Source organism: Marinifilum sp. (genome assembly GCF_965230805.1).
In the GTDB taxonomy this organism is placed as follows: domain Bacteria; phylum Bacteroidota; class Bacteroidia; order Bacteroidales; family Marinifilaceae; genus Marinifilum.
The window spans coordinates 3,338,997-3,362,580 of record NZ_OZ246019.1; the positions used below are offsets into that span (position 1 = coordinate 3,338,997).

The window sequence follows — 23,584 nt, forward strand, 5'->3', positions numbered from 1 at the left end:
AGATGATAAAAAAGATATCATTAATACTATTGTTTAATTTCTTCTTTTTAAGTCTGATGGCTCAGGAAGAATTAAGTTTGTCAAAAGCAATTCAAGTTGGTCTGGAAAATAACTATGAATTGAAAATCATCCGTAAATCGGAAAAGATTTCTGAATTAAACAATGCATGGGGAAATGTGGGGCGATATCCTCGCATTCAGTTTAACCTGCAAGGGCGAGGAGTAAAAGACTACAATGATAACAATGACTTTACCCGTTTGAGCTTAACTCCTTCGCTTGATTTGGACTGGACAATTTTTGAAGGTTTTGCAGTGCAAATCCGAAAGGATAAGTTTAACGATTTGGAGCAACTATCGAGAGGAAATACCCTGATTGCAATCGAAAACAGAATCGAATTGATCATTTTAGCCTATTACAAAATTCTGCTTGAAAAGGAAAGACTAAAGGTAAGTGAGAAAATCATGAAATTGTCTTCCGACAGATATGAGAAAAGTAAGATTGGCAAAGAATTGGGGAGTACGGTAACCTACGATGTCTTGCAATCGAAAAATTCCTGGCTCGAAGATCGATCCTCCTACCTTTTGCAAGAAGTTAATTTTAATAATGCTGTGCGTGATTTGAATTTTTTATTGGGTGTAAAAGAAAGCAAAACATACAATTTTACCGATGAGTTTTTACCTGTAAGCGATGAATATGAATTGGGGAATTTGCTGGATAAGATGTTAAGTAATAATAACAATCTTAAAAATCGTTACATACAGGAGATGATTTTAAGGAGAGATGTTGAGTTGGCACGAAGCAATTATTTTCCAAGTCTGCACTTGGGGGCAGGAGTTCAGGCAAACAGAATTAGGAACAAACTTAAAGGCATATCGGCAAATACAACAGATTCTCACAATCTGTATGCAAATCTTAGCTTAAGCTATATGATTTTTAATGGGAACTCTAATCGCAGAAGCATGCAGATTGCAAAAATTCAGGAAGAAATTGCCAAAATCGAAACAGAAGATTTAAAACACAGCTTGACCAATACATTGGCTCAGAATTTTGAATTGTATCAGGTTAGAAGGGAAATATATTTGTTGGCGGAAGAGAATCGGGAAGCAGCTGAATTGAATTTGTCCATTTCAAAGGACAAATTCGAATCGGGAAGCATCAACTCTTTTAACTACCGCGATGTTCAGATTGTATATCAGAATGTAGCATTGGCTCGCTTAAATGCCATATTTAATTTGATACAGTCCAGAACCTCGCTGGTAAGATTAACTGGAGGAATATTAAACGAATAAACTCAAAAGGACATAAGAAGGAGGCTTATGTCATGATAAAAGGGGTATGATCTGATGCTCGTGTTCTTTCACCTTCCTAATCAATTGTATTGCACTAAATGATAGAGGTACCAAGCTTGTATTTCTTTCGTGATGATTCCAGGAGAGAATGACCAAAATAATAATAGCTCCCGATAAATTTAAAAGTTCACTTTCAGGTCTTGAGGTGTGCGAAGCCATAGAAATTGGCATTAAAAAACAGGCACCCCATGTTCAAATTGAGAAACTACCCTTAGCCGATGGAGGCGATGGAACTGTTGAGGTTCTGCAATATTACTTAAATGGAAAAATGATTTCAGTGGAGGTTAAAGATCCTTTGGGAAGGAAAGTAAATGCTTCTTATTGGTATTCGAAGACCAAAGGAATAGCTTTTATTGAGATGGCAGCAGCATCAGGAATTCGATTATTGACAGAATATGAAGCAAATCCTTTAAACACCAGTACCTACGGAACGGGAGAATTGATAAAAGATGCTTTGGATAAAGGTGTAAATCATATCATTTTGGGGATTGGAGGAAGTGCTACAAACGATGCGGGAATAGGAATGGCAAAAGCTTTGGGATATCGCTTTTTCGACAAAGACCAGAACGAGTTAATCGGCCTGGGAAAAGATTTGAAACGGGTAAAGAGAACTGATAATACCAGAGTTCATCCCAAAATTAAGGATGTAAAATTCGAAGTGGCATGCGATGTAGATAACCCTTTATTTGGCTCCCATGGAGCAGCTTATGTGTATGCGTCGCAAAAAGGGGCGAGTGGACCAATGATTGAGCAATTAGACAAAGGTCTTCGTGCTTTTAACGAAATGGCAAAAAAACAATTTCAGCTAGACCTGCAGAATATAAAAGGTGCAGGTGCAGCAGGGGGCTTGGGGGCAGGTAGTATCCTTTTTTTAGATGCGAGATTACAGTCAGGAATCGAACTAATAAAAAATGTGGCCGATTTCAACAAAAAAATAAAAACCGCTGATTGGATTATTACCGGAGAGGGAAAATTGGATTCTCAGACTTTTTCAGGTAAAGTGATTCGTGGTGTATTGGATTCAATTGAGCAACAAAACTTGGCTCTCTTTTGCGGGAGTGTTGATTTGTCGGAAGAAGAAAGAAGTAGAATTCAGATTGAATACATCGCTGAAACATCAGCTTATGCCAAAAATCTTGATGATTCCATGCAAAGTGCTGGAAAATATTTAAAAATGGCAGCAGAGGAGTTCGGTAAGAAGTTGAAAGTTAAATGATAAATTTCTATGGGTTGACTTGAATATAATAAAAGGATATCCCCAAAGAGAAACATTATTGTTATTATGAGTCTTAATCCGCAAAATGAGACAATGATAGAAAACTAGAATTGTCATTTCGAAGTAGTTACAACTGAGAAATCTGGTTCTAAAGAGATTTCTTGCCATTCTTTATAGAAATGATAACAATACGATATTTTGCATTTTGTTTGTGTTAAGCCTCTTGTTAAAATAAGCCATTAGCAGTAAAGCGAAGAATTTCTAGCTTAGAGAATCAGATGTTTTACTTTGTTCAATATGAGACGAAATACTTTAAACTTAACGTGAGTTCGACGTAAAATTTGTTCACAGTTTGCACTGATTTTGAATAGAAATTTTCTCAAATTTTCGAAGGAATATCGGGATATTTCAAGAAGATTTGAGGAGATTTATGCCGAAAGCAGGCAAACACATAATAGAAAGTTCTCTTTATGACATCTTCACATTAAAAATTCCTCAAAATAGCCCGCTATTCTTTCCAAATTTTTAATGCAAATCTATCGCAAATATAACTTTCTGTGGATAGAATTTTACGTCGAACCCACGTTAAACTTACTTTTTGGACGACTTTGTTGTTCGGAATTTTCATGATTTTCCCACTAAAAGTAAAGCTATTGGTTTACTGAAAATTTTCTTTGTCTTAGATTGACAACTTCAATTAAATGAGAATATCAGATTATTCTCCATTGCATTAGGGTAAAATCTTTGGTAAAAAATGCACCTCCAATTTTACTTTAAATTTTAAATTTCAATCAATTCTTTTACATTTGTTGCAACAACCCATTACTTACACGACCTAACATATTTGATGGCACCGAATTCTAAGATAAAAATCCGCGAAATAGATTTCAAGAAAGTATTTGATTCCTACTTTCCTTCCTTGTGCGTTTTCACTAATAAATTTGTTAAGGATGAAGATTTGGCTAAAGATTTGGTGCAAGATGTTTTTGTGAAGATTTGGAACAAGTCTGTCGAATTCGAATCAGAGAAATCAATGAAGGTGTACTTCTATCTTGCTGCCAAGAATAACTGTTTCGACCATTTAAAAAGACAAAAAAGAATAGGTTTTACCCAAGAACTGAATGAAGAAGTTCAAATCGAGGATGATTATGTTGTGAACGAAATTGTTCGTGAGGAAACCTACCGACAGTTAGAAGGAGCAATAGACTTACTACCTGAGAAAGCACGTGAAGTTGTGCGTTTGAACTTACATGGCTTAACGAATCCAGAAATAGCTGAAGAGTTAAATGTGAGTATTAACACCGTTAAAACACATAAATTACTTGCTTTTCGTAAACTTCGCGAGATCTTTGGCGAACAATATGTAGTGTTCTTGTTGGTAGAGTTCTATCATTTTCTTTAATAATACCACATTTCATTTAATTTAGATCCCTTCCTGAATGTCCTTGTAACTAGTGCTTTGTAAAGATTGTTCGCTTATATTCAGTAACTTTTTTTAAAAAATAACCTATTCCCTTCACCCCGATTTCAAAAATAAAGTCTGTAAGGTAAAAGCAATAGGAATGTGCACCAAAACCAATTGTTTAAAATGAAAGAAATAATAGATAAAAATATTGATATTAGTAAGTTGCTTGCTTTGCATTTGAATGGAAATTTAGATGAGCAAGAGCAAAAACGCCTGGAAGCCTGGTTGCAGGAAAAGGATTCCCATAGAGTTCTTTTTGAGCAATTGAAGCAAGGCGAGAATGCTCCACAGCGTAAGGAACTTATCAATCGAATCAATTTGGATGATGAATGGAGTAGGTTCCAATCTTTAATCCAGAAAGAACCGGGTATAAGAAGCTTGAACTGGAGAGCAATAGTAAAGTATGCAGCCATTATTGCCTTGCCTATTTTGGCAGCCACATTTTTATTGCTGCAAGATTACTCTTACGATGACTACGTATCTGATATTCCTGTAGAAATAAAACCTGGAACAAAATCGGCAGAACTTGTTTTAAGTACAGGAGAAAGAATACGGTTAGGCGATAAAGATCTTTTGCTCGAAGAAAGTGAGCAAAATGTTACCATTCATAATAAAGATCGCTCCTTAAATTACATCACTTCCGATAAGAAAACAGCTAAGTTAAGATACAATTACTTAATCATGAACCGTGGAGAGGAGTATCTGATTACTCTTGCTGATGGAACAAAGGTATGGTTGAATTCTGAGTCGAAACTTAAATTCCCAACTCAATTTGCCGATAATATCAGGGTAGTTGAATTTGAAGGTGAAGGCTACTTTGAGGTGGCTAAAAATGAAAAAGCACCTTTTATCGTAAAGACCAAACAGCTTGATGTTGAAGTGTTGGGAACAGAATTTAATCTGTCGGCGTACGCTGATGAAGAGAGTGTAAAAACAGCCTTGGTTGAAGGTAGTGTAAAGATCTCTCCAAATTATGGCGACATAGAAAATATAATCATCAAACCGGATGAGATGGCAGTCTTAAATATTGCAGACCATAAATTGGATGTAGAACAAGTTGATGCCAAGGCCTATGGAAGGTGGAGAAAAGGTTTGTTTTCATTTAATGAAGAGTCACTGGAAGAAATCATGAGAAAGCTGTCTCGTTGGTACGATATCTCTGTGTTTTTTGAAGATGATGAAACGAGATATCAGTATTTCTCAGGAAAACTGCCACGTATCGAGAATTGTAACGATCTGCTGGAAATGATAGAGAAAACAACCAGTGTTGAATTTGAAATTAAAGATGAACGAACGGTAATTGTAAAATATAAATAAACCAAAAAAATACCGGAACATAGTACCAGTATGTTCCGGCTATTTAGAATTAATCATCCCAATGGGATGTGTGTGTAACTCTAAACATTACAAATTTATGGAAAAAATTAAAATGTTTCGAATATCCAAACTATTAGGTATTCGGAAGAAATGGCTAATTGCTATGAAAACATTTGTTCTTTTATTTTTTGCTTTCAGTTTACAGCTGAATGCTAGTGTATTCTCACAAAGGGTGAATCTGAGATTAAAGAATGTGAGTGCAAAGGATTTAATTCGTGAAATTGAATCACAAACCAACTTGGGTTTCATCTATAATCTTAATGAGATTGAAAAACTAGATGGAATCTCGATTGACGCAAAGGAAGAAACCGTGAAAGAGGTTTTGGATGAAGTGCTTAAAGATACTGACTTGACATATGAAATTGATCAAGAAGTTATCATTATTAAGCCTCGTCCTGTTGTCGTTGAAAAAAATATGGATCAACAACAACAAAAATCAATCAACGGAAAAGTAACCGACAAAAATGGAGAACCTCTTCCAGGTGTATCCGTTTTGATCAAAGGATCATATACTGGAACAACAACCAATATGGATGGATTCTTCAATATTACCGTTGACGAAGGAACTACTTTGGTGTTCTCATTTGTGGGTATGACAACACAGGAAGTGTTGGTTGAAAATCAAAAAACATTGCAAATTGTAATGGAGGAAGATGCCAAGCAGCTTGAAGACGTAGTTGTAAATGGGTATTTTGTTCGTAAGAAGGAAAGTTTTACAGGTTCAGCTACCGTAGTTAAGCAAGACGAGCTTAAGAAGATGGGTGTTGATAACCTTGTACAAAGTCTTGGTTTACTTGATCCATCTTTCCAAATTCTTGAAGGCAATGAATTTGGATCAGACATCAACCGTATGCCTGATATCAGACTAAGGGGAAGTGCTCTTCTTCAGGCTCCTGGTCTTGGAAGTGTAAGCCGTTCATCCCTTACCGGTAATCCAAACCAGCCTATCTTTATTATGGATAACTTCGAAACTACTCTTGAAAAGGTACTTGACCTTGACATGAACCGAGTAGAGTCCGTTACCATATTAAAGGATGCTGCAGCAACTGCCATTTATGGTTCAAGAGCTGCCAATGGTGTTATTGTGGTAAAAACCATACAGCCAAAATCAGGACAGATAAAGGTAAGCTATAACCTGAATATGGACTTTTCTTTTCCCGATCTGGATACCTATGACTTGCTTAATGCAGAGGAACTATTCCAACTACAGAAAGATCTTAATGTACGTAGCTATAGATTACCTACGTATAAAGCGCAGGCTTCTGCCATAGAAAAAAATCTTGCAAAAGGAACCGATACTGACTGGTTGGCACAGCCCGTAAGAAATGCAGTTGGGCATAGGCATTCACTTAACCTTATGGGTGGTGATGACAAAATGCGATATATGTTCGACCTTTCCTATGCCGACAGAGCTGGTGTAATGAAAGGTTCTGATAGGGAAAACCTTGGAATGGCAGTGACCCTTCATTACAATTCCGGTGATAATTTGGCATTTAGTAACCGTCTTTCTATCGATAAGAACAACTCTTCTGAGTCTCCCTATGGTTCGTTCGATACTTACACCAAAATGCAACCTTATTTCCCTATATATGATGATCAAGGAAATTTGCATCAGTATTATACTTATTACTCTTCTATTTATGAAAGAGATAGAGTGTTTGATCGCCCATGGATTTCCAACCCTATGTACGAGGCAAGTGTTGGAAATAAAGATGAATCAAAATACACTGATATTTCCAATAACTTTCAGATGGATTGGACAATTCTCCCATCTCTACGTTGGAGAAACAACTTTACATATAACTATAAGTCGACAAAAAGAGAACAATTTGTTTCGCCTAAATCAATTGAATATACTCTTGCTGATGTTAATCCAAATGTTATATCTATACCAACAGAACTAAGAGGAGCTTATCGTTCTGTAACTACAGAATATGAAAATTTCAATATCAACTCGGTATTAACATTTACAAAAGATTTTAACGGACATTTTGTGAATGCCTCATTGGGATTCAATGCCTCTCAGACTGATACCAGAACGGATGGATATGCAGCGCAAGGATTTTCTACTGCCAAATACCCTGATCCTTCCTTTGCTGCAATGTATGAATTGCTAGGAGTACCAATTGCAGAAGAGGGAAAATCAAGACTGATGGGACTTCTTACAGGTATTAACTATTCCTATAACAACAGGTACCTTTTTGATTTTACATACCGTCTTGACGGATCTTCGCAGTTTGGTGCAAATAAAAAAACAGCAGGTTTCTACTCCGTAGGGCTTGGATGGAACCTTCATAACGAGAATTTCCTTAGGAACAATAAAATCATCAACCAGCTAAAAATTCGTTCAACATACGGAGAAACAGGTTCTATAAACTTTGCACCTTATCAGGCAAAGAATATTGTAAACTATTTTAAATATACCAGATACTTAAACTTACAGGGAACAGCTCTTAAGGGTATAGGAAACGAAGACCTGAAGTGGCAAACTACTGAAACTCTTGAGTTAGGATTGGATTTTGGCTTGTTTAATAACACTTTGTCGGGTAGTGTAAATTTCTACGATAAGCACACCGTAGATATGGTAAGCCCTGTAGATACACCTACATCTATGGGATTCAGAAACTTCACGGCTAACCTTGGAGAGTTGTCTAACAAGGGGATTGAGTTTAGCCTAAAGCTTAACTTAATGCGCAAGAACGATATTAACTGGAACGTTTATGCAAACGGTGCCCACAACAAATCAGAGATCTTGTCTATTGGGAATTCTTTATCAGCCTACAACGAATTTAGTGATCTGGGGGGCTACTCAGCAGACGATGTTGAGCAAGGATACGTAAGAAACGAGGATGGTTCTACAACGACTATCGATCTGGAAGCATTAAGTCACCAGTTTAGGGTGCGATTTGAAGAAGGAGGGTCTCCTTCAGCTATATGGGCTGTAAAGTCTTTGGGAATAGATCCTTTAACGGGCCAAGAAATCTTCCTAAAGAAGGATGGTACTCCTACATTTGTATGGAACACCAATGATAAAGTAGTTGTAGGGGATGAAGAGCCAACCCTTAAAGGAACATTTGGAACCTCTTTTGCCTACAAAAATATTGATATTAATCTCACTTGCAGGTATCAGTATGGAGGGCAGGTCTATAACGCAACACTCGCTGACAAGATTGAAAATTCAGACAAGAACTATAATGTAGATCGCAGGGTATTGGAAGAGACCTGGAGAGAGCCGGGAGATATGGTTAGATATGTCTCCAATGTAGATGAATCAGGTTTTAATAGTAGGACGACAGGATTAAGTTCAAGATTTGTTCAGGACTTTGACCTGTTGGAGCTTAGTTCGATTAACGTAAATTACAATCTACCAAAGAATATCTGTCAAAAGTTTAAGATGGAATCTATGCGATTGTCATTCAATATGAATGATATTTTCTACACTTCAACTGTTAAGAGAGAGCGTGGAACTGCTTATCCGTTTGCTCGTTCATTTACACTTGGCTTACGTGCTAATTTTTAGTAAATAACTGTAACCTACGAAATTTTAAAAGATACTAAAATGAAAAATACATTTATAATATTACTGTTCATTTTAAGCCAGTTGTTTATCGCATGTGATGAGTGGCTTGATATACAGCCAAAGCAAGACGTAGATCTTGAAGAGCAGATCAGTACTGCCAACGGAATATTTGAAAGCCTTACCGGAGTATATACCACTATGGTGGGAGAAAATCTGTATGGGCAGGATCTTTCCTACGGATTAATCGAAGTAGCAGCGCAGAACCATTATCCAAACACACCAAGACCATTTGCCGATTTTAACTGGACAGAAATAGAGGCAAAAAACCAGATTGATGATATCTGGCTGGCGATCTATAATGCGGTTGCAAACAACAATATTATACTGGACAATATTGATGCAGTAAAAAATCAGTTTGCTGCTGACGACTACAACTTGGTTAAAGGTGAAGCATTGGCAATTAGGGCTTTTCTTCATTTTGATGCTTTGCGTTTGTTTGGTGAAAAATACGCAGAAGACACAAAAGGAAACAAACAAATACCTTATGTTGTAAGCTTTGATTTAAAACGTTCTCCACACCTTTCAATGGATAGCGTTTACAGCCATATTATCAAAGATCTTGACGAGGCGGAAGCATTGTTTTTAGAATCAGACCCCATTGTTGGAGCTTATGACGGGTATTACTTTGATACCGATAACAGAAAGTATCGTTTTAACTATTACGCCGTTCGGGCTCTGAAGGCAAGAGTTTATATGGCCAAGGGTGATAAAGAAAATGCAAGATTTTATGCTGAAAAGGTAATAGAAGAGTTCAACTGGCAATGGGTTTCACAATCAAACCTTGTTGGTAGCAATATTGGTGAAAGGGATTTGTTATTTTTCGATGAGGTGATTGCGTCCCTTAATGTTCGCAGTTTAAATACTTTTTACGAGGATAACTTTTCTTCGTCAAGCGTAGGTTATACTGCCTTTGGTTCAGGAACGAATTATGGAGAGTTTATTTTTGAAGTTTCAATTCCTGGTCCATATCCGTGGAATCCCACAACGCCAAGTATTGGAATTAACGATTACAGATATCAGTATCTATTCAAAGCTAATGATGATGGAGCACTTGCAGTATCAATTAAATACAATCAGTACGTAAATGAATACTCTACCAGATATCAGGAGTATATGGCTATACCTTTGTTTAGGGTAAGTGAAATGATGCTTATTGCTGCAGAATCATACTTGGGAGTTGATAACAATAAGGCAATAACACTTATAAATGACTTAAGAGACCACAGGAGTGTTCTTCCGGAAGATCTTAGTGGAAAAACAGAAGCTGAATTGCTGGAAATAATAGTGAAGGAATTTCGTAAGGAAACATACCTTGAGGGTCAATTATTTTATATGTACAAAAGGCTTGGATTAACAAGTATTCCACAAATGAACAGTTGGGATCCTTTGAAAACAGTTGATCCCGACAGCTATGTAATTCCTCTTCCTGATGTCGAAATTGAATATGGTAACCTATAGGAGAATCCGGATTGATTTAAAAATTTTAAAAAAATTACATTATGAAATTTAAATATATATGTTTAACACTGATAGTCCTTTTTGCTACGTATGCCTGTAATACCGACGACCCTATAGAATATATAGGAGTGGACTATGTATATTTCGAAAGTGAAGAGGAGGAGGGTACACTTCTTGAAAAAAGCTTTACTTTTTTGTTCGAAGAGGAAACGACGACAAGCAAGGAGCTTGAAATTCCTGTAGCTGCAAGTGGTATGCTGGTAGATAGCGACAGACTATTTTCTATTAGTATTATTGACAGCCTTACAACGGCAACCGAAGGTACGCACTTTAGCATTGATCCTGCCAAACTAGTTATTAAGGCTGGAGAAATTAATGGCAATGTGCTTGTTACGCTTAATCGTACTGCTGAAATGAAAGATACGGTATATACCATTGGGATTGAACTTTCTAAAAACGATCAGTTTGACAGAGGATTCCGAACGGTGTGCAAAGTAAAATTCAGTGACCTTTTCCTCGAGCCTGAATGGTGGTATTCAAGCTGGCAAAATATAGGACCATTTACAACTACCAAAGGTTTGTTATGGCTTGAATACCACGAAGTAACGGATGGCTCTGATCCTATAGAGATATACTATGATGATGACTTTGGCATGTATGCGAGAGAGGAATTTAATGCAATTAAAGAAGGGTTTAAGCAATGGCTAACGAATCATCCGGAAGCACCAATTTATGACGAAAACGAAGATTTGGTAGCATCAACACTTTAAATACTAATAATTATGGAAAGAATTATATATATACTTTTAATCATGGTAATTGCCTGGTCATGTATCGAGGATGACGGCAACTACGAATACAAAGATCCACAGGAAGTGGACTTTTCATCCATGCCATCCGAAATGGATCTTATACTTGGAGAAGACCTTTTTATAGCAGGAGATATTGAGACTGATGCAGATATGGCTGATCTTGACTTTGCATGGTATGTAGAGGGGAATGATGAATTTGGTCATCCTACTTTTGATACGCTAAGCATTGATAAAGACCTGGATGTTATAGTAAACATTCCTCCGGGCAACGGAATACGTCTGTTCTATTCGGTTTATAACAATAAACTTGATGTTCATTACGAAAAAGCTATCTCTGTGAACGTTGTAACACCTTTCTCTACTGGATGGGGTTACATTACTGACAAAGGAGGAAATACGGAATACTCATTTATTTCCGAGATTACTGGTAAAACATATTTAAACGCACTTGAAGCTATTGGTGGAGAGGTGCTAAGTGGTAAACCTGTGAGGTTGTCTTATAATTCTGATAAATATGAAGAATATAACCATGTAGTGATACTTACCGAAACAGGAGGGGCGGTTTATGATGGCTATTCTGGAAGAAAGATTGAGGATTTACTGGATAGGTGGAGATCAACAGATAAGGTAGAATTTCCTTTTATTGATGGCGCATTTGAATATGGGGCATCTCACTCACTAGCATTATTTTTTGCAGGAGGAAAGATTTTCCCTAAGGAAGGATTCCATTTCCATCAGGGATTTTGGGAAGTCCCAGCCACGGGCGATTATGAAGCAACAGGTCCAGTTGCTCACTATTATGAAAAAATGATATTCTTTGATGCGAAATACAAGAGATATATGTACATAAATCCGGAAGATAATCCTTGGGAAGTAGAGGAACTCTCAGTAACTAATCCGGAAACGAAGCCCTTTGATCCTGAAAATCTTAACAAAACATGTCTTTGGATGAGGACTAATGTTGTCAATGGTAATCATGCAGGATCTAATACTACTATGGCAGTACTTAAGGATGATGCCGGTAAATTTTATGTGCAGGAGTTTGTTAATGATAACTCTGATGGATTTATTCCATTGGCTGAAGTAGAGCTTCCAGGGGATTTAGATGATAACTCATGCTTCGATACAAACCCTGTTTTTCCATATACTTATGTAAGTGCAGGCAATGTTATTCACAGGTATAACAGAACGACTAAGGGGATTCAGACTGATTACATTACTGTGGAAGATAACATTACCGATATGTATGTACACAATGATGGAAACATGCTTGGGGTAGTTGTTGACAATGGAGCAGGCTCTAAGGTATTGATACTTGATCTTGATAATAACGGAGCTGTATTAGAAAGCTATGAATCCGAAGATAAGATTGTTGATCTTAAATACAAGAGAATGGAATAACAGTAATGTGTCATAAAAAAAGTAAACTACTATAATTAGTAGAGATTCAAGAGGAACGCTATAATGTGTTCCTCTTGTTGTAAAATTACATTTGATGATTTAAAATGGGTATTTAACGTCGAACTCACGTTATTTAGGAGCAAGCAGGTAAGGGGGCTTGCTCCTTTTTGCATGTTGTAATGTGGGGTATCAATTGAGAGCATAAAATAATCAATTGAGATAGAGAAAATACCAAGTGGAATATCTATTTGATCAATTATTGGCATAAAAAATCGAATTGAGATCGTACTTTTTTCAATGGGGATAGTAAAACAGTAAATTGAGATTGTACTTTTTTCGATTGAGATAGAAAATGAAGTCAGGGGATGCATTGGGAAGCCAATTATTGGGTGCTTTTTTCAAATTGAGTTCGAAATTTGACCGAGGGGATAGGTGAAAAATGAAATTGAGATACTTCCCGACTTAAGGGGGGCTGAAAAATTCCCCAATGGCGAGTCAAATCTTTATCGGGGTCAGTATTTATAAAGGTTTTAGGAGTTAGGATCTTTAATTTCTCAGTGACCAACAGATTTTTATCGTGTCTATTTCATTTCTGCCAACACTTAGCAGGAAATACCTCTATGTGCGATAAGCCATAAACTAGTGTAAAGAATGCTAATTCCCCGAACTAATGTTTTGACCTATTTTCCTTTCTACTGCGTTAAGCTTTTTCGCCGTAGCTACGGCTATGCCTGTAAACCTTGCCTTGTAAAAAGAAAAATATTTTCAAAAACTTTAATTCGTTTTATTAACACTCTTCATACTAGTCTTTTTATGATCGCATTTATTGCGATTGAATTCTGTTATTAATGACTATCAGCTATCGGAATCAATAATAAAACACTAAATTGCACAACAGGATAGAACAGGATGGAATATTTTAAAATATGGGTATAATTAAGGTAAAATAGAAAGAATTGAAATGAAAAGACTAGTTTATGGTTTAACAATTGCCAGTTTGTTATCGCTAACAATGATGAATTGTGCGCCAGCAGATCAAGCGACAGAAAAAAAAGTCAAAGTTTTTAAATATGAGTTTCAAAATACAGCCCTGCCTGTTGACGAACGAGTTAAAGCACTTATTAAAGAGCTAACATTAGAAGAAAAAATTGGCCTGATGGAGAACAACTCCAAGGCGGTTGAGCGTTTAGGAATACCGCAGTATCATTGGTGGAACGAAGGATTACATGGTGTTGCACGTTCGGCTCCGGCAACGGTTTTTCCACAAGCTATTGGTATGGCAGCAACTTTTAACCCCGATTTGGTGGAGAAGGTAGCAACAGCCATTTCGGATGAAGGAAGAGCGCTTTACCATGCTGCAATAATCAAAGGAATCCGTAAACAGTATTTGGGTTTGACTTATTGGTCGCCCAATGTAAATATTTTTCGCGATCCTCGTTGGGGCAGAGGTCATGAAACCTATGGCGAAGATCCTATTCTATCAGGTAAAATAGGCTCATCCTTTGTAAGAGGATTGCAAGGGAACGATGATAAATACATTAAAATTGCAGCATGTGCCAAGCACTTTGCCGTGCACAATGGTCCCGAAGCAAAACGCCATACATTTAATGCTATTGCTAATCCTAAAGATTTAAATGAAACTTATCTTCCTGCATTTAAGTCCTTGCTCGATCAAAATGTTGCGGGATTTATGTGTGCATACAACCGTACCAATTCAGAGGCATGTTGCGGAAGTCCAACCTTGTTGCTAAATATCCTAAGAAAACAATGGGGATTCGAAGGTTATGTGGTGTCGGATTGTGGCGCATTAACTGATTTGCATAAAAATCATAAGTTAACGGCAAACCGCGAAGAATCGGCTGCCATGGCCATTAAATCGGATGTAAATGTAAATTGTGGAAACGTTTATCGTTATTTGCAAGCAGCCATAGATAAAAAACTAATTACTGAAGAAGAATTGAATGGCGCTTTGGCAAAACAATTAAAAGTTCGCTTTCAATTGGGAATGTTTGATCCGCAAGAAGATGTGCCTTATTCTAGTATTCCTCTATCGGTTGTAGCAAGCGAAAAGCATAAGGATTTGTCGCGTGAGATTGCCCGTAAATCAATTGTGATGCTGAAGAATGAAAATAACACTCTGCCCTTAAAAAAGAATCTATCTCAAATTTATGTAACGGGTAATAATGCTACTGATGTAAATGCATTAATGGGGAATTACTACGGAGTTGCCAAGAATTACGTGACCGTATTAGAGGGTATTGCCAATGCTGTAGATCCAATCAGTATTGTGCAATACAATCAAACCATTCTTTTAGAGCAGGATATTAATAGAGTAAACACAGGTCAGGTATGGAATGCCAAGTTTGCAGATGCTGTAATAGCTGTTGTGGGTATTTCACCATTGTACGAGGGAGAGAATGGTGATTCTCCCTTTTCGAAAACTGGTGGCGATAGAGAAAAGATTGAGCTACCTGCCAATCAATTGAAATTTTTAAAAGCATTAAAAAAAGAATGTAATGACAAACCATTGGTGGTGGTTGTAATGTCGGGAAGTGCATTAGCCATGCCCGAAGTTCATGAATTGGCCGATGCCATATTATGGGCATGGTATCCGGGTCAAGAAGGAGGCAGTGCTGTGGCAGATATTTTATTTGGTGATTATTCGCCATCCGGAAAGCTTCCTGTTACAATTTATAATTCTACCGATCAGCTTGGTGATTTCGAAGATTACAATATTTCAGATGGTGGATGGACATACAGATATTTTAAAGGAGAACCACTCTATCCGTTTGGATATGGATTAACATACAACGATGTAAGCTATAAATTAAATGGCAGTTCAAATATCGATATGAATGAAGAAGAATCAATTGATATAGAATTGAGTCTTACCAACCATGGCAAAATGGTACAAAGTGAGGCAATCCAATTGTATGTGAGCAAAACAGATGCCGATTTTATTACTCCAATCTATGCCTTAAGAGATTTTGAAAACATTACAATTGGAGCTGGTGAAACAACAAGTGTGAACTTTACCATCGATAAAAAAATGCTTTCGCAGATTGATATAAATGGCCAAGCGGTTCTTCTAAAGGGACAATATCAAATTTACATTGGCAGTGCCAGTCCTTCTAAAAGGATAGAAAAATTAGGAGGTGCAAGTCCGGTTAAATTAAATGTAAGCGTAAAGTGATCGTTCACTGCAAAAATGAAATCAATTCTATTGGAGGCAGTCACTCATTTATGTGGCTGCTTTTTTTATCATTATTGTGGCTGTTAACCTAAATTAACCTTAATTGTGTTATAATTAACGTGACACCCAAATAATTATAATTTAATTGTGACTTAATTAATACAACTTATTATAACCCGAAAGACATGAAAGAGTCATTAGTACGAGTAGAGAACTTATCCCACCGTTATACCATTCAATGGGCGGTTAAGGATGTAAGTTTCGAAATTCCTACCCAGGGAATTTATGGTTTGCTAGGTTCAAACGGTGCCGGTAAATCAACCACCATGAACATCATGAGTGGAGTGTTAAAACAAACCAAAGGTCAGGTTTATATTAATGGGGTAAATATGTCGAAAGACCCTATTAAAGCCAAAAAGCAGATTGGTTTTTTGCCTCAAAAACCCCCTTTGTACACTGATACAACAGTTGAAGAATATTTAACCAATTGCGCCCGCTTGCGACAGATTCCATCAAACGAAATTAAACGTGCGGTTGATGAAGTATTGGAGAAATGTGCCATTAGCCATTTTAGAAAGCGTTTGCTAAAAAATCTTTCAGGTGGTTACCAGCAACGTGTAGGAATTGCTCAGGCTATTATTCACAAGCCTGCATTTATTATTCTTGATGAGCCAACAAATGGATTGGATCCCAACCAAATTGTTGAAATTAGAGGATTGATCAGAGAAATTGCTGAAGAACGTGCAGTATTACTTTCAACTCATATCCTTACCGAAGTACACGCAATTTGCGAATACATTTATATGATTGAAAATGGTAAACTGGTATTCTCGGGCAAAACCGAAGAATTTGATAATTACCTCCAGCCAAATTCCATTTTTGTTCGCTTGCTTGAAATGCCATCAGTTGGTGAATTAATGAAAATAGAAGGTGTTGAAGGCGTTGAAGAATTAGGAGGTCCGGAATATCGACTAAAGTTTGTCGACTTAAACGGAGCCTCTGAGCGAGTAGTTCAAGAGAGTGTGAAAAACAATTGGCGTCTTGATGAAATTCGCGCCGAAAAGAATTCACTGAACGAAGTATTCTCTGCATTATCGAATAATTAATTCTAATTCTCAGGAAAAAGTTTTGTGTCTCCTATATAACGGAGCAAGTATTGATTCCTAAATTTAAAATTTAACAATAATAATGAAAAATATATTCACAATAGCAAGAATGGAACTTCAGAAGATGTTCTTTTCTCCCATCGCATGGTTGGTTTTGATCATATTTGGTATCCAATGCGGTTTTGAAATTATATCTGACCTCAATAACCAGGTCCGCATGTTTGAATTGGGATATGCACGACCGGCAGTTACGGCTAGTATGTTCGCGGGCATGAACGGTTTCTTTGTTCGAATACCACAATGGTTGTTTATTTATATTCCTTTGGTAACCATGGCTTTAATGAGTAAAGAGTATAGCTCTGGTTCTATAAAGCTTTTATATTCGTCACCTATTTCAAATATCCAGATCGTTCTGGGGAAATACCTGGCAGCCCTGGTTTTTGTAGCTTGTATGTCAGTTTTACTTTTATTAGCAGGAGTATTAGGATTGTTTACGATTGAAAATGTTGACTTTCCACATATTCTAACAGCAGTATTAGGTTTGTTCCTGATGATGGCAACTTATGCAGCAGTAGGGCTTTTTATATCATCCTTAACTTCATATCAGATAGTAGCGGCCATCGGAACTTTTCTTACCCTGTTTGTTTTTCAAAAAATTGGCGACCTGTGGCAAACTGTTGAGATGGTAAGAAATATTACCTATTGGTTATCTATCAGTGGAAGATCAAGTACATTTGTGCGTGGATTAATTTGTAGCGAAGATGTTCTCTACTTTATCCTTGTGTCTGGGCTATTCATTTCCTATACTATTTTCCGTCTTAAAAGTATCAGGGAAAAAAGCCACAGATTGGTGTCAACAGGCAGGTACTTATCAGCATTTTTATTGGTAGCCATTATTGGTTTTGTTTCAACTATCCCTTCATTAATGAAGTATTACGATGCAACCGCTACCAAAACCAATACCTTAACTGTTAGCAGCCAGGAGGTGGTTTCAAAGCTCGACGGAAAGGTGAAAATTACTGCCTATGCCAATGTTTTTGGCGATAACTTTTATGGATTAAGCCCACGATCTCAGGTAAGAGATGCGGATAATACTTGGGGGCAATATTCACGTTTTTTCCCAAACCTTGAATTGGAATACAAATATTACTACGCACTTCCAACCAATGAACAGGCATTAAAAAGCCATAACAGAAGATATGCTGACATGACCTTGGAACAGGCTTTGGAAAAAGTATGTAATACCTGGGATATGAATCCTAAAAAAGTAAAACCAGCCGAATTTTACAAAGATGAAATTAATCTTGAGGCTGAAATGAACCGTTGTGTGCGGAAAATTGAGACCGCAGATGGTAAATTTACTTATGTACACTTTTTTAATGATATGTACAGGGTTCCGTTTGAATCACAAAAAACAGCTGCCTTAAAAGGGCTTGTTCAAACACTTCCAATGATCGGTTTTGTTGATGGGCACCAGGAACGTAATGTAAACAACATTAGCGAAAGGGGCTTTTATACCGTGGCTAAAGAAAAAACATTCAGGCATGCCTTACGAAACAACGGAATTGATTTTGTAACCGTAAACCTGAATCAGCCTGTTGAACCGTTTATTGATGCTCTTGTAATAGCCGAAGCAAAAACACAGTATACGGAAACGGAGATGAAAAACCTGAACGACTTTGTCGACCGTGGAGGTAATTTAGTTATTGCTGCCGACCGTAAACGTCAGGAAGCCATGAATCCATTGGTAGAGCGCTTTGGAGTAACATTTGAGCCTGGTCAAGTGGTGGAATACAATAAGGGGTATACGATGGATCTGGTAACTTCCGTATTCACTGAAGAAGGAATGAAATTGTCTTATCCGTTTGAAGAAACAATTGTAGCTAGAGAACAATGTGTTACTATGCCAGGGGCTTTGGCATTAAGCTACGAAGATAAAGGTGAATTTGCATACACCACTGTACTTAGAGCTGATTCAATTGGCAATCTGCCAAAAGCTTCTGATATGGACGAAATTAAAAAAAACATAGCCAATCAGGCAATCAAGTTTGAAGGCATGAGTGCTGAGGACAAGCGCTTGATGATGATGTTGCGTGGACGCGAAGACAAGTCAAAAGATTCAGGAAAGTATAAAGGTTCGTGGAACGAATTGGTAACTACAGATTTTGTTGATGAAGTGCCATTGTACAATCCTGAAGAAGGTGAAATAGGTGGCCCTGTAACAACAGCTTTGGCACTTACTCGTAAAGTAGGTGATAAAGAACAACGTATCATGATTTTGGGAGATGCCGATTGTATCTCAAACGGTGAAATTTCAAGGCAACGTGCCAACATTCAGGCCGGGAACTTTAACTTTGTGGGAGGTTTATTCTTCTGGCTAACCAACAACGAATCTCCGGTTGATATGCGTCGTCCTACTCCTCCAGACAATGCTTTGAAGATTGTAAAAGATGATGCTGGACCGTATAAGATGTTATACCGATTTGTATTCCCAGCTTTACTGTTACTTATCTTTTTATTGATTTGGTTAAGAAGAAGAGGAAGATAATCTAAGAGATAAAGGCAAAGGTGTAGGCGAAGGCAAAGGGTAATTTCCTGCGTCTTTGCCAACACCTCATCCATTTCCTTTCAAAAAAAACAAAAAAATATGGCTTTTAAAGTAGATCATCAAACCATAAGCGATCTGAAGATTATTGGCGGTGCCCGGGAAAAAGACATTTATGGTTTATTCAACCGTACCAAAACAAGAGGTGGTGCCAGAATACTCAAAGACATGTTTATGTACCCACGTTCGCGAGAAGAAGAGATCATGAACAGGGTAAACATCATCTCCTATTTCAAGGAAAAAGAAATTGAGTTTCCTTTTGAAAGTAGTGGTTTTGATACCATTGAGCATTATTTAGGCAATACCGATGAGCGAACACGCTTAATGGAGCACGATGATAATCTGAAACGCAAGTTCAATAACGCCATTGGCGGGGATACAGAATATCAGCAAATCAATAAAGGGGTTATTAGCACATTGGTTTTTCTTTATGATTTAAAAGAGTTTTTATCAAGCTTGGACAGCAATGGGGCAACTGCTGAAATCAATAAAGATGTTATTGCAATTAAGAAAGTTTTGGACATACCCGAACTGGAATTTGTGAATGGTCTTGAAAAACGAACAACTAAACTTTCGTATGCAAAAACAGCGAAATACGATAAGCTTTTACGTTTCGAAATCAACAAGCAGGTCCAAAAACTGCTTTACCATGTGTTTGATTTTGATGTGTACATTGCAGTAGCTGAAGTTGCCAACCAACACAAGTTTTCATTTGCTGAGATTGAACAAACCGATGGCAATCTAATTCAATTGAATGAGGTATATCATCCTTTGGTCCCCAATGCCATTCCAAATACCATTCACATCGATCAAAACAACAACATGATTTTCCTGACGGGAGCCAATATGGCGGGTAAATCTACCTTTATGAAGACATTCAGTATCGCCATATATCTGGCGCATATGGGATTTCCGGTGCCAGCTAAAAGCATGCGTTTTAGTATTCAAAACGGAATGTTTACAACCATAAACCTGGCTGATAATTTAAATTTGGGATTCAGCCACTTTTATTCCGAAGTAAATCGAGTAAGAAAAGTAGCCGAAAGTGTGAATCAAAATGAACGCCTGGTTGTATTGTTCGATGAGTTGTTCAGAGGAACCAATGTAAAAGATGCATACGATGCAACCGTGGCAGTTATGGATGCTTTTGCAACCAAGCGAAATTGCACTTTTGTGATTTCAACCCATATTATTGAAGCTGGTGAAGAGCTCAAAAAAATGAGGGATAATATAAAATTCATGTATTTGCCCACTGTCATGAAAGATAATCTGCCTCAATATACCTATCAAATTGAAGAGGGTATTACCGAAGACAGGCATGGGATGATCATTATTAATAATGAGAAGATATTGGATATTTTAAAGGAATAGCTGTTGGGTGTTAGCATTTAGGTTTTTGTATTGGGGTGTTAGGTGTTTTGCGAAATTAAGTAACATCAATTAAATCAAAAGTAAATGAGAGACATTAGGCAATTGAATATTTGGAAGGAAGGATTGATTATTATTAAACATGTATATCGTGTATCTGAATTACTTCCAGATGCTGTGAAATATGGTTTAAATGCCAGATTTGTCGCTCTGCGGTTTCAATCCCTTCAAACATAGCTGAAGGTTGTAGCAGAAGCAGTCAGTTGGAGTTTAAGCGTTTTTTAAAAAATGCCATAGGATCCTTTTGAGTTAGAAACACAACTAATCCTAATCGAAGAATTATCTTTAGTACCCCAAAATGAAACAGCAGAAATAATTGACGCCATTAATAAAGAAAAAACATGATTAATAGTTTTATTAGTAAACTAAAAGCTAACAGCAAATAGCCAACAGCAAGAAACAACAATAACAATGGACTTTGTAACTGATAAACAAACGCTACAGGATTTAAATATCCTTGGGCAATTCAAGAATAACTCAATTTTTAGCCTGTTTAACCAGACCATTACAAGCGGAGGAGGACGATTACTTGAACGCATGTTCAACAATCCCTATACTGAGTTGGAACCAATTGAGAGGCGAAAACAGAATATTGCTTTCTTTGAGAAATTAAATACTTCTCTTCCATTTACCGAGAAAGAGTTCGACGAAGTAGAGAATTATTTGAGAAACACCGAATCAAAAAGCCGGATAGTGGCTGCAATGAATATTTCCCGCACAAAGTTCATGAACTTTATTGCTCAGGAAAAAGAGTATCTGGTTATTCGGGAAGGTTTGGAAAGAAGCATTGTTTTATTAAAGAAGTTTCGTGAAACAATAAAATTAATTGTTTCAAAATCTAATGGCACTCCCTTTTACGAAAAGGCATTAAAATTACAAGCTCTACTTGAGCGCAAAGAGCTTTTGGAGGCATACGAATTGGAAGGAATAAGTCCTCTGCCATATAAAAATGTATTTCGTTTTGACTATATTTTCCGTGGACTCTTAAATGATGAGATGGAAGATCTGATCAATGAAATTTACAGTCTGGATGTTTTTATGGCTGTTTCAGATGTAGCCAGAAAACGTGGATTTAAATATGCCAAAGCACTTGACAAAGAACAGAAAGTAATTGATTTAAAAGGGGTGTTTCACCCGGCAATTCCCAATGCGGTTGATAATGATATCAAAATTGAGGGGAACAAGAATGTGTTTTTTCTGACCGGGGCCAATATGGCAGGTAAATCAACCTTTATGAAATCATTCTCGGTGGCGGTTTATTTGGCTCACATGGGTTTTCCTGTACCAGCAAAGGAAATGACTTTTTCGGTTCACGATGGAATTTATACTTCGATTAATGTGCCTGATGATTTGGCTCAGGGGTATAGTCACTTTTACGCAGAAGTTTTGCGTGTAAAACATGTGGCCGAAGAGGTGGCTTCCAATAAACAATTGGTAATTATATTCGACGAATTGTTTAAGGGAACCAATGTTAAAGATGCCTATGATGGTACAGTCTCAATCGTTGATGCCTTCTCTAAACGATTAGGCACATTCATTATCTCAACCCATATTATGGAAGCGGGTCAAACATTGCAAAAAAGCAACGACCGTTTATTTTTCAAATATCTGCCTACGGTAATGAAGGGGGCAGTGCCTACCTATCCATATAAACTAGCCGATGGCATTACCGATGACAGGCATGGAATGATCATTATCGAGAATGAAAAAATACTGGAAACCATTAGAGGGGGTAAATCCTGAAACTTTTTTGATTACAATTCATAGTAAGTGTGAATAACAAGGAATCTACTATTCAATTTTATAAGGGTTTTGTTTACGAAATACTTTCAAATCATAGTCGGGTTTAAGAAAGTATTTTAATTGATTAGTTGTTAGGGAGCAAGCAGGTTAGGGGGCTTGCTCCTGTTTTTTTGTGTATAAGAGGAAGATAAGAAAGGCTCAGATTATTGATTGCTAGCTTATGTCATCATGGAGTTAAAGCGATTAATATTCGGAAAGAAAAGCTGGTTGGAGAATAAAGATGTTAGTATGGGAAAAAGACAAAAGAATAATATTGATTTCATGGTAATGCAGGTATTAGGATTAGGTATGAATGTTTATGAATCCACTTTTTGAATTTACTTATTTTAAAAGCAAATTTTAATTTTCCGTCCATTCTTTGCATTTGTTGCAATATCTACAAAACAACTTTAACCTCCTACATGACCGCAAGTTCAAATATTTAGCGGTAAATGTGCTTCCCATATTTTTTATACCTGTTTAATTATGAAGTGATTCTTAAATTATTTTGTGTTTAGTCAAGACAAAATGGTGTTATAGCCTAAGCTACTATGATATTTTTTATTGGAAGAATCAACTTAAAAGGACAAAAGAAGCAGACTTGTTTTGGTTTAAATTTCCTTAAATCTTCTCGCAATATCCCGATACTCCTTCGGTAATTTGAGAAAATTTATAAGCAAAACCTTTGCAAACTGTAACAATAATTTTAGACGAACTCAGGCTAATACCAGTATAAGTTTGAGAAGACAAGTTGCAGCACGGAAATTGCTTTATTAGGTATACAAATTACCATTTGTTTTTTTCAGTGTAGT

At 36.9% G+C, this 23,584-nt stretch carries 15 protein-coding genes; all 15 read left to right on the forward strand.

Features of this window, described 5'->3' with window-relative positions; genetic code table 11:
* The first annotated feature begins 2 nt into the window (after window positions 1–2).
* The 15 genes from ACO05S_RS13455 (at window position 3) to ACO05S_RS13525 (ending at window position 23,108) form a co-directional block, all read left to right on the forward strand.
* Window positions 3–1,289, forward strand: a complete 1,287-nt coding sequence (locus tag ACO05S_RS13455; protein WP_421918526.1) for a TolC family protein — start codon at window positions 3–5, stop codon at window positions 1,287–1,289.
* Between the two features lie 148 nt (window positions 1,290–1,437).
* Complete coding sequence (locus ACO05S_RS13460) at window positions 1,438–2,565, forward strand: glycerate kinase (protein ID WP_421918527.1); 1,128 nt, start codon at window positions 1,438–1,440, stop codon at window positions 2,563–2,565.
* A gap of 847 nt (window positions 2,566–3,412) precedes the next feature.
* On the forward strand, window positions 3,413–3,967 hold the full coding sequence (locus ACO05S_RS13465; protein WP_421918528.1) for an RNA polymerase sigma-70 factor: 555 nt from the start codon (window positions 3,413–3,415) through the stop codon (window positions 3,965–3,967).
* Window positions 3,968–4,153: 186 nt separating this feature from the next.
* Entirely contained in the window at window positions 4,154–5,347 is a 1,194-nt protein-coding gene (locus ACO05S_RS13470) for a FecR family protein (protein ID WP_421918529.1), read from the forward strand.
* Between the two features lie 97 nt (window positions 5,348–5,444).
* Window positions 5,445–8,927 carry a SusC/RagA family TonB-linked outer membrane protein gene (locus ACO05S_RS13475; RefSeq protein WP_421918530.1) on the forward strand — a complete coding sequence of 1,161 codons (3,483 nt, stop codon included), beginning with the start codon at window positions 5,445–5,447 and terminating at the stop codon, window positions 8,925–8,927.
* A gap of 39 nt (window positions 8,928–8,966) precedes the next feature.
* On the forward strand, window positions 8,967–10,445 hold the full coding sequence (locus tag ACO05S_RS13480; protein WP_421918531.1) for a RagB/SusD family nutrient uptake outer membrane protein: 1,479 nt from the start codon (window positions 8,967–8,969) through the stop codon (window positions 10,443–10,445).
* Window positions 10,446–10,486: 41 nt separating this feature from the next.
* Entirely contained in the window at window positions 10,487–11,215 is a 729-nt protein-coding gene (locus ACO05S_RS13485; protein ID WP_421918532.1) for a DUF4843 domain-containing protein, read from the forward strand.
* Between the two features lie 12 nt (window positions 11,216–11,227).
* On the forward strand, window positions 11,228–12,658 hold the full coding sequence (locus tag ACO05S_RS13490) for a PKD-like family lipoprotein (RefSeq protein ID WP_421918533.1): 1,431 nt from the start codon (window positions 11,228–11,230) through the stop codon (window positions 12,656–12,658).
* A 961-nt stretch (window positions 12,659–13,619) separates the two neighbouring features.
* Window positions 13,620–15,851, forward strand: coding sequence for a glycoside hydrolase family 3 C-terminal domain-containing protein (locus ACO05S_RS13495; protein ID WP_421918534.1), 2,232 nt, complete (start codon window positions 13,620–13,622; stop codon window positions 15,849–15,851).
* Between the two features lie 185 nt (window positions 15,852–16,036).
* Window positions 16,037–16,957: an ABC transporter ATP-binding protein gene (locus ACO05S_RS13500; protein ID WP_421918535.1), complete on the forward strand. Its 921-nt coding sequence runs from the start codon at window positions 16,037–16,039 to the stop codon at window positions 16,955–16,957.
* 82 nt (window positions 16,958–17,039) lie between these two features.
* On the forward strand, window positions 17,040–19,505 hold the full coding sequence (locus ACO05S_RS13505) for a Gldg family protein (RefSeq protein WP_421918536.1): 2,466 nt from the start codon (window positions 17,040–17,042) through the stop codon (window positions 19,503–19,505).
* A gap of 99 nt (window positions 19,506–19,604) precedes the next feature.
* Window positions 19,605–20,933: a MutS-related protein gene (locus tag ACO05S_RS13510; protein WP_421918537.1), complete on the forward strand. Its 1,329-nt coding sequence runs from the start codon at window positions 19,605–19,607 to the stop codon at window positions 20,931–20,933.
* A gap of 230 nt (window positions 20,934–21,163) precedes the next feature.
* The gene (locus ACO05S_RS13515; RefSeq protein ID WP_421921290.1) at window positions 21,164–21,238 is read left to right on the forward strand and encodes a hypothetical protein; all 75 of its coding nucleotides are present in this window, start codon (window positions 21,164–21,166) and stop codon (window positions 21,236–21,238) included.
* Window positions 21,239–21,401: 163 nt separating this feature from the next.
* Window positions 21,402–22,733 carry a MutS-related protein gene (locus ACO05S_RS13520; protein WP_421918538.1) on the forward strand — a complete coding sequence of 444 codons (1,332 nt, stop codon included), beginning with the start codon at window positions 21,402–21,404 and terminating at the stop codon, window positions 22,731–22,733.
* A gap of 228 nt (window positions 22,734–22,961) precedes the next feature.
* Entirely contained in the window at window positions 22,962–23,108 is a 147-nt protein-coding gene (locus tag ACO05S_RS13525; RefSeq protein ID WP_421918539.1) for a hypothetical protein, read from the forward strand.
* Window positions 23,109–23,584 lie beyond the last annotated feature (476 nt).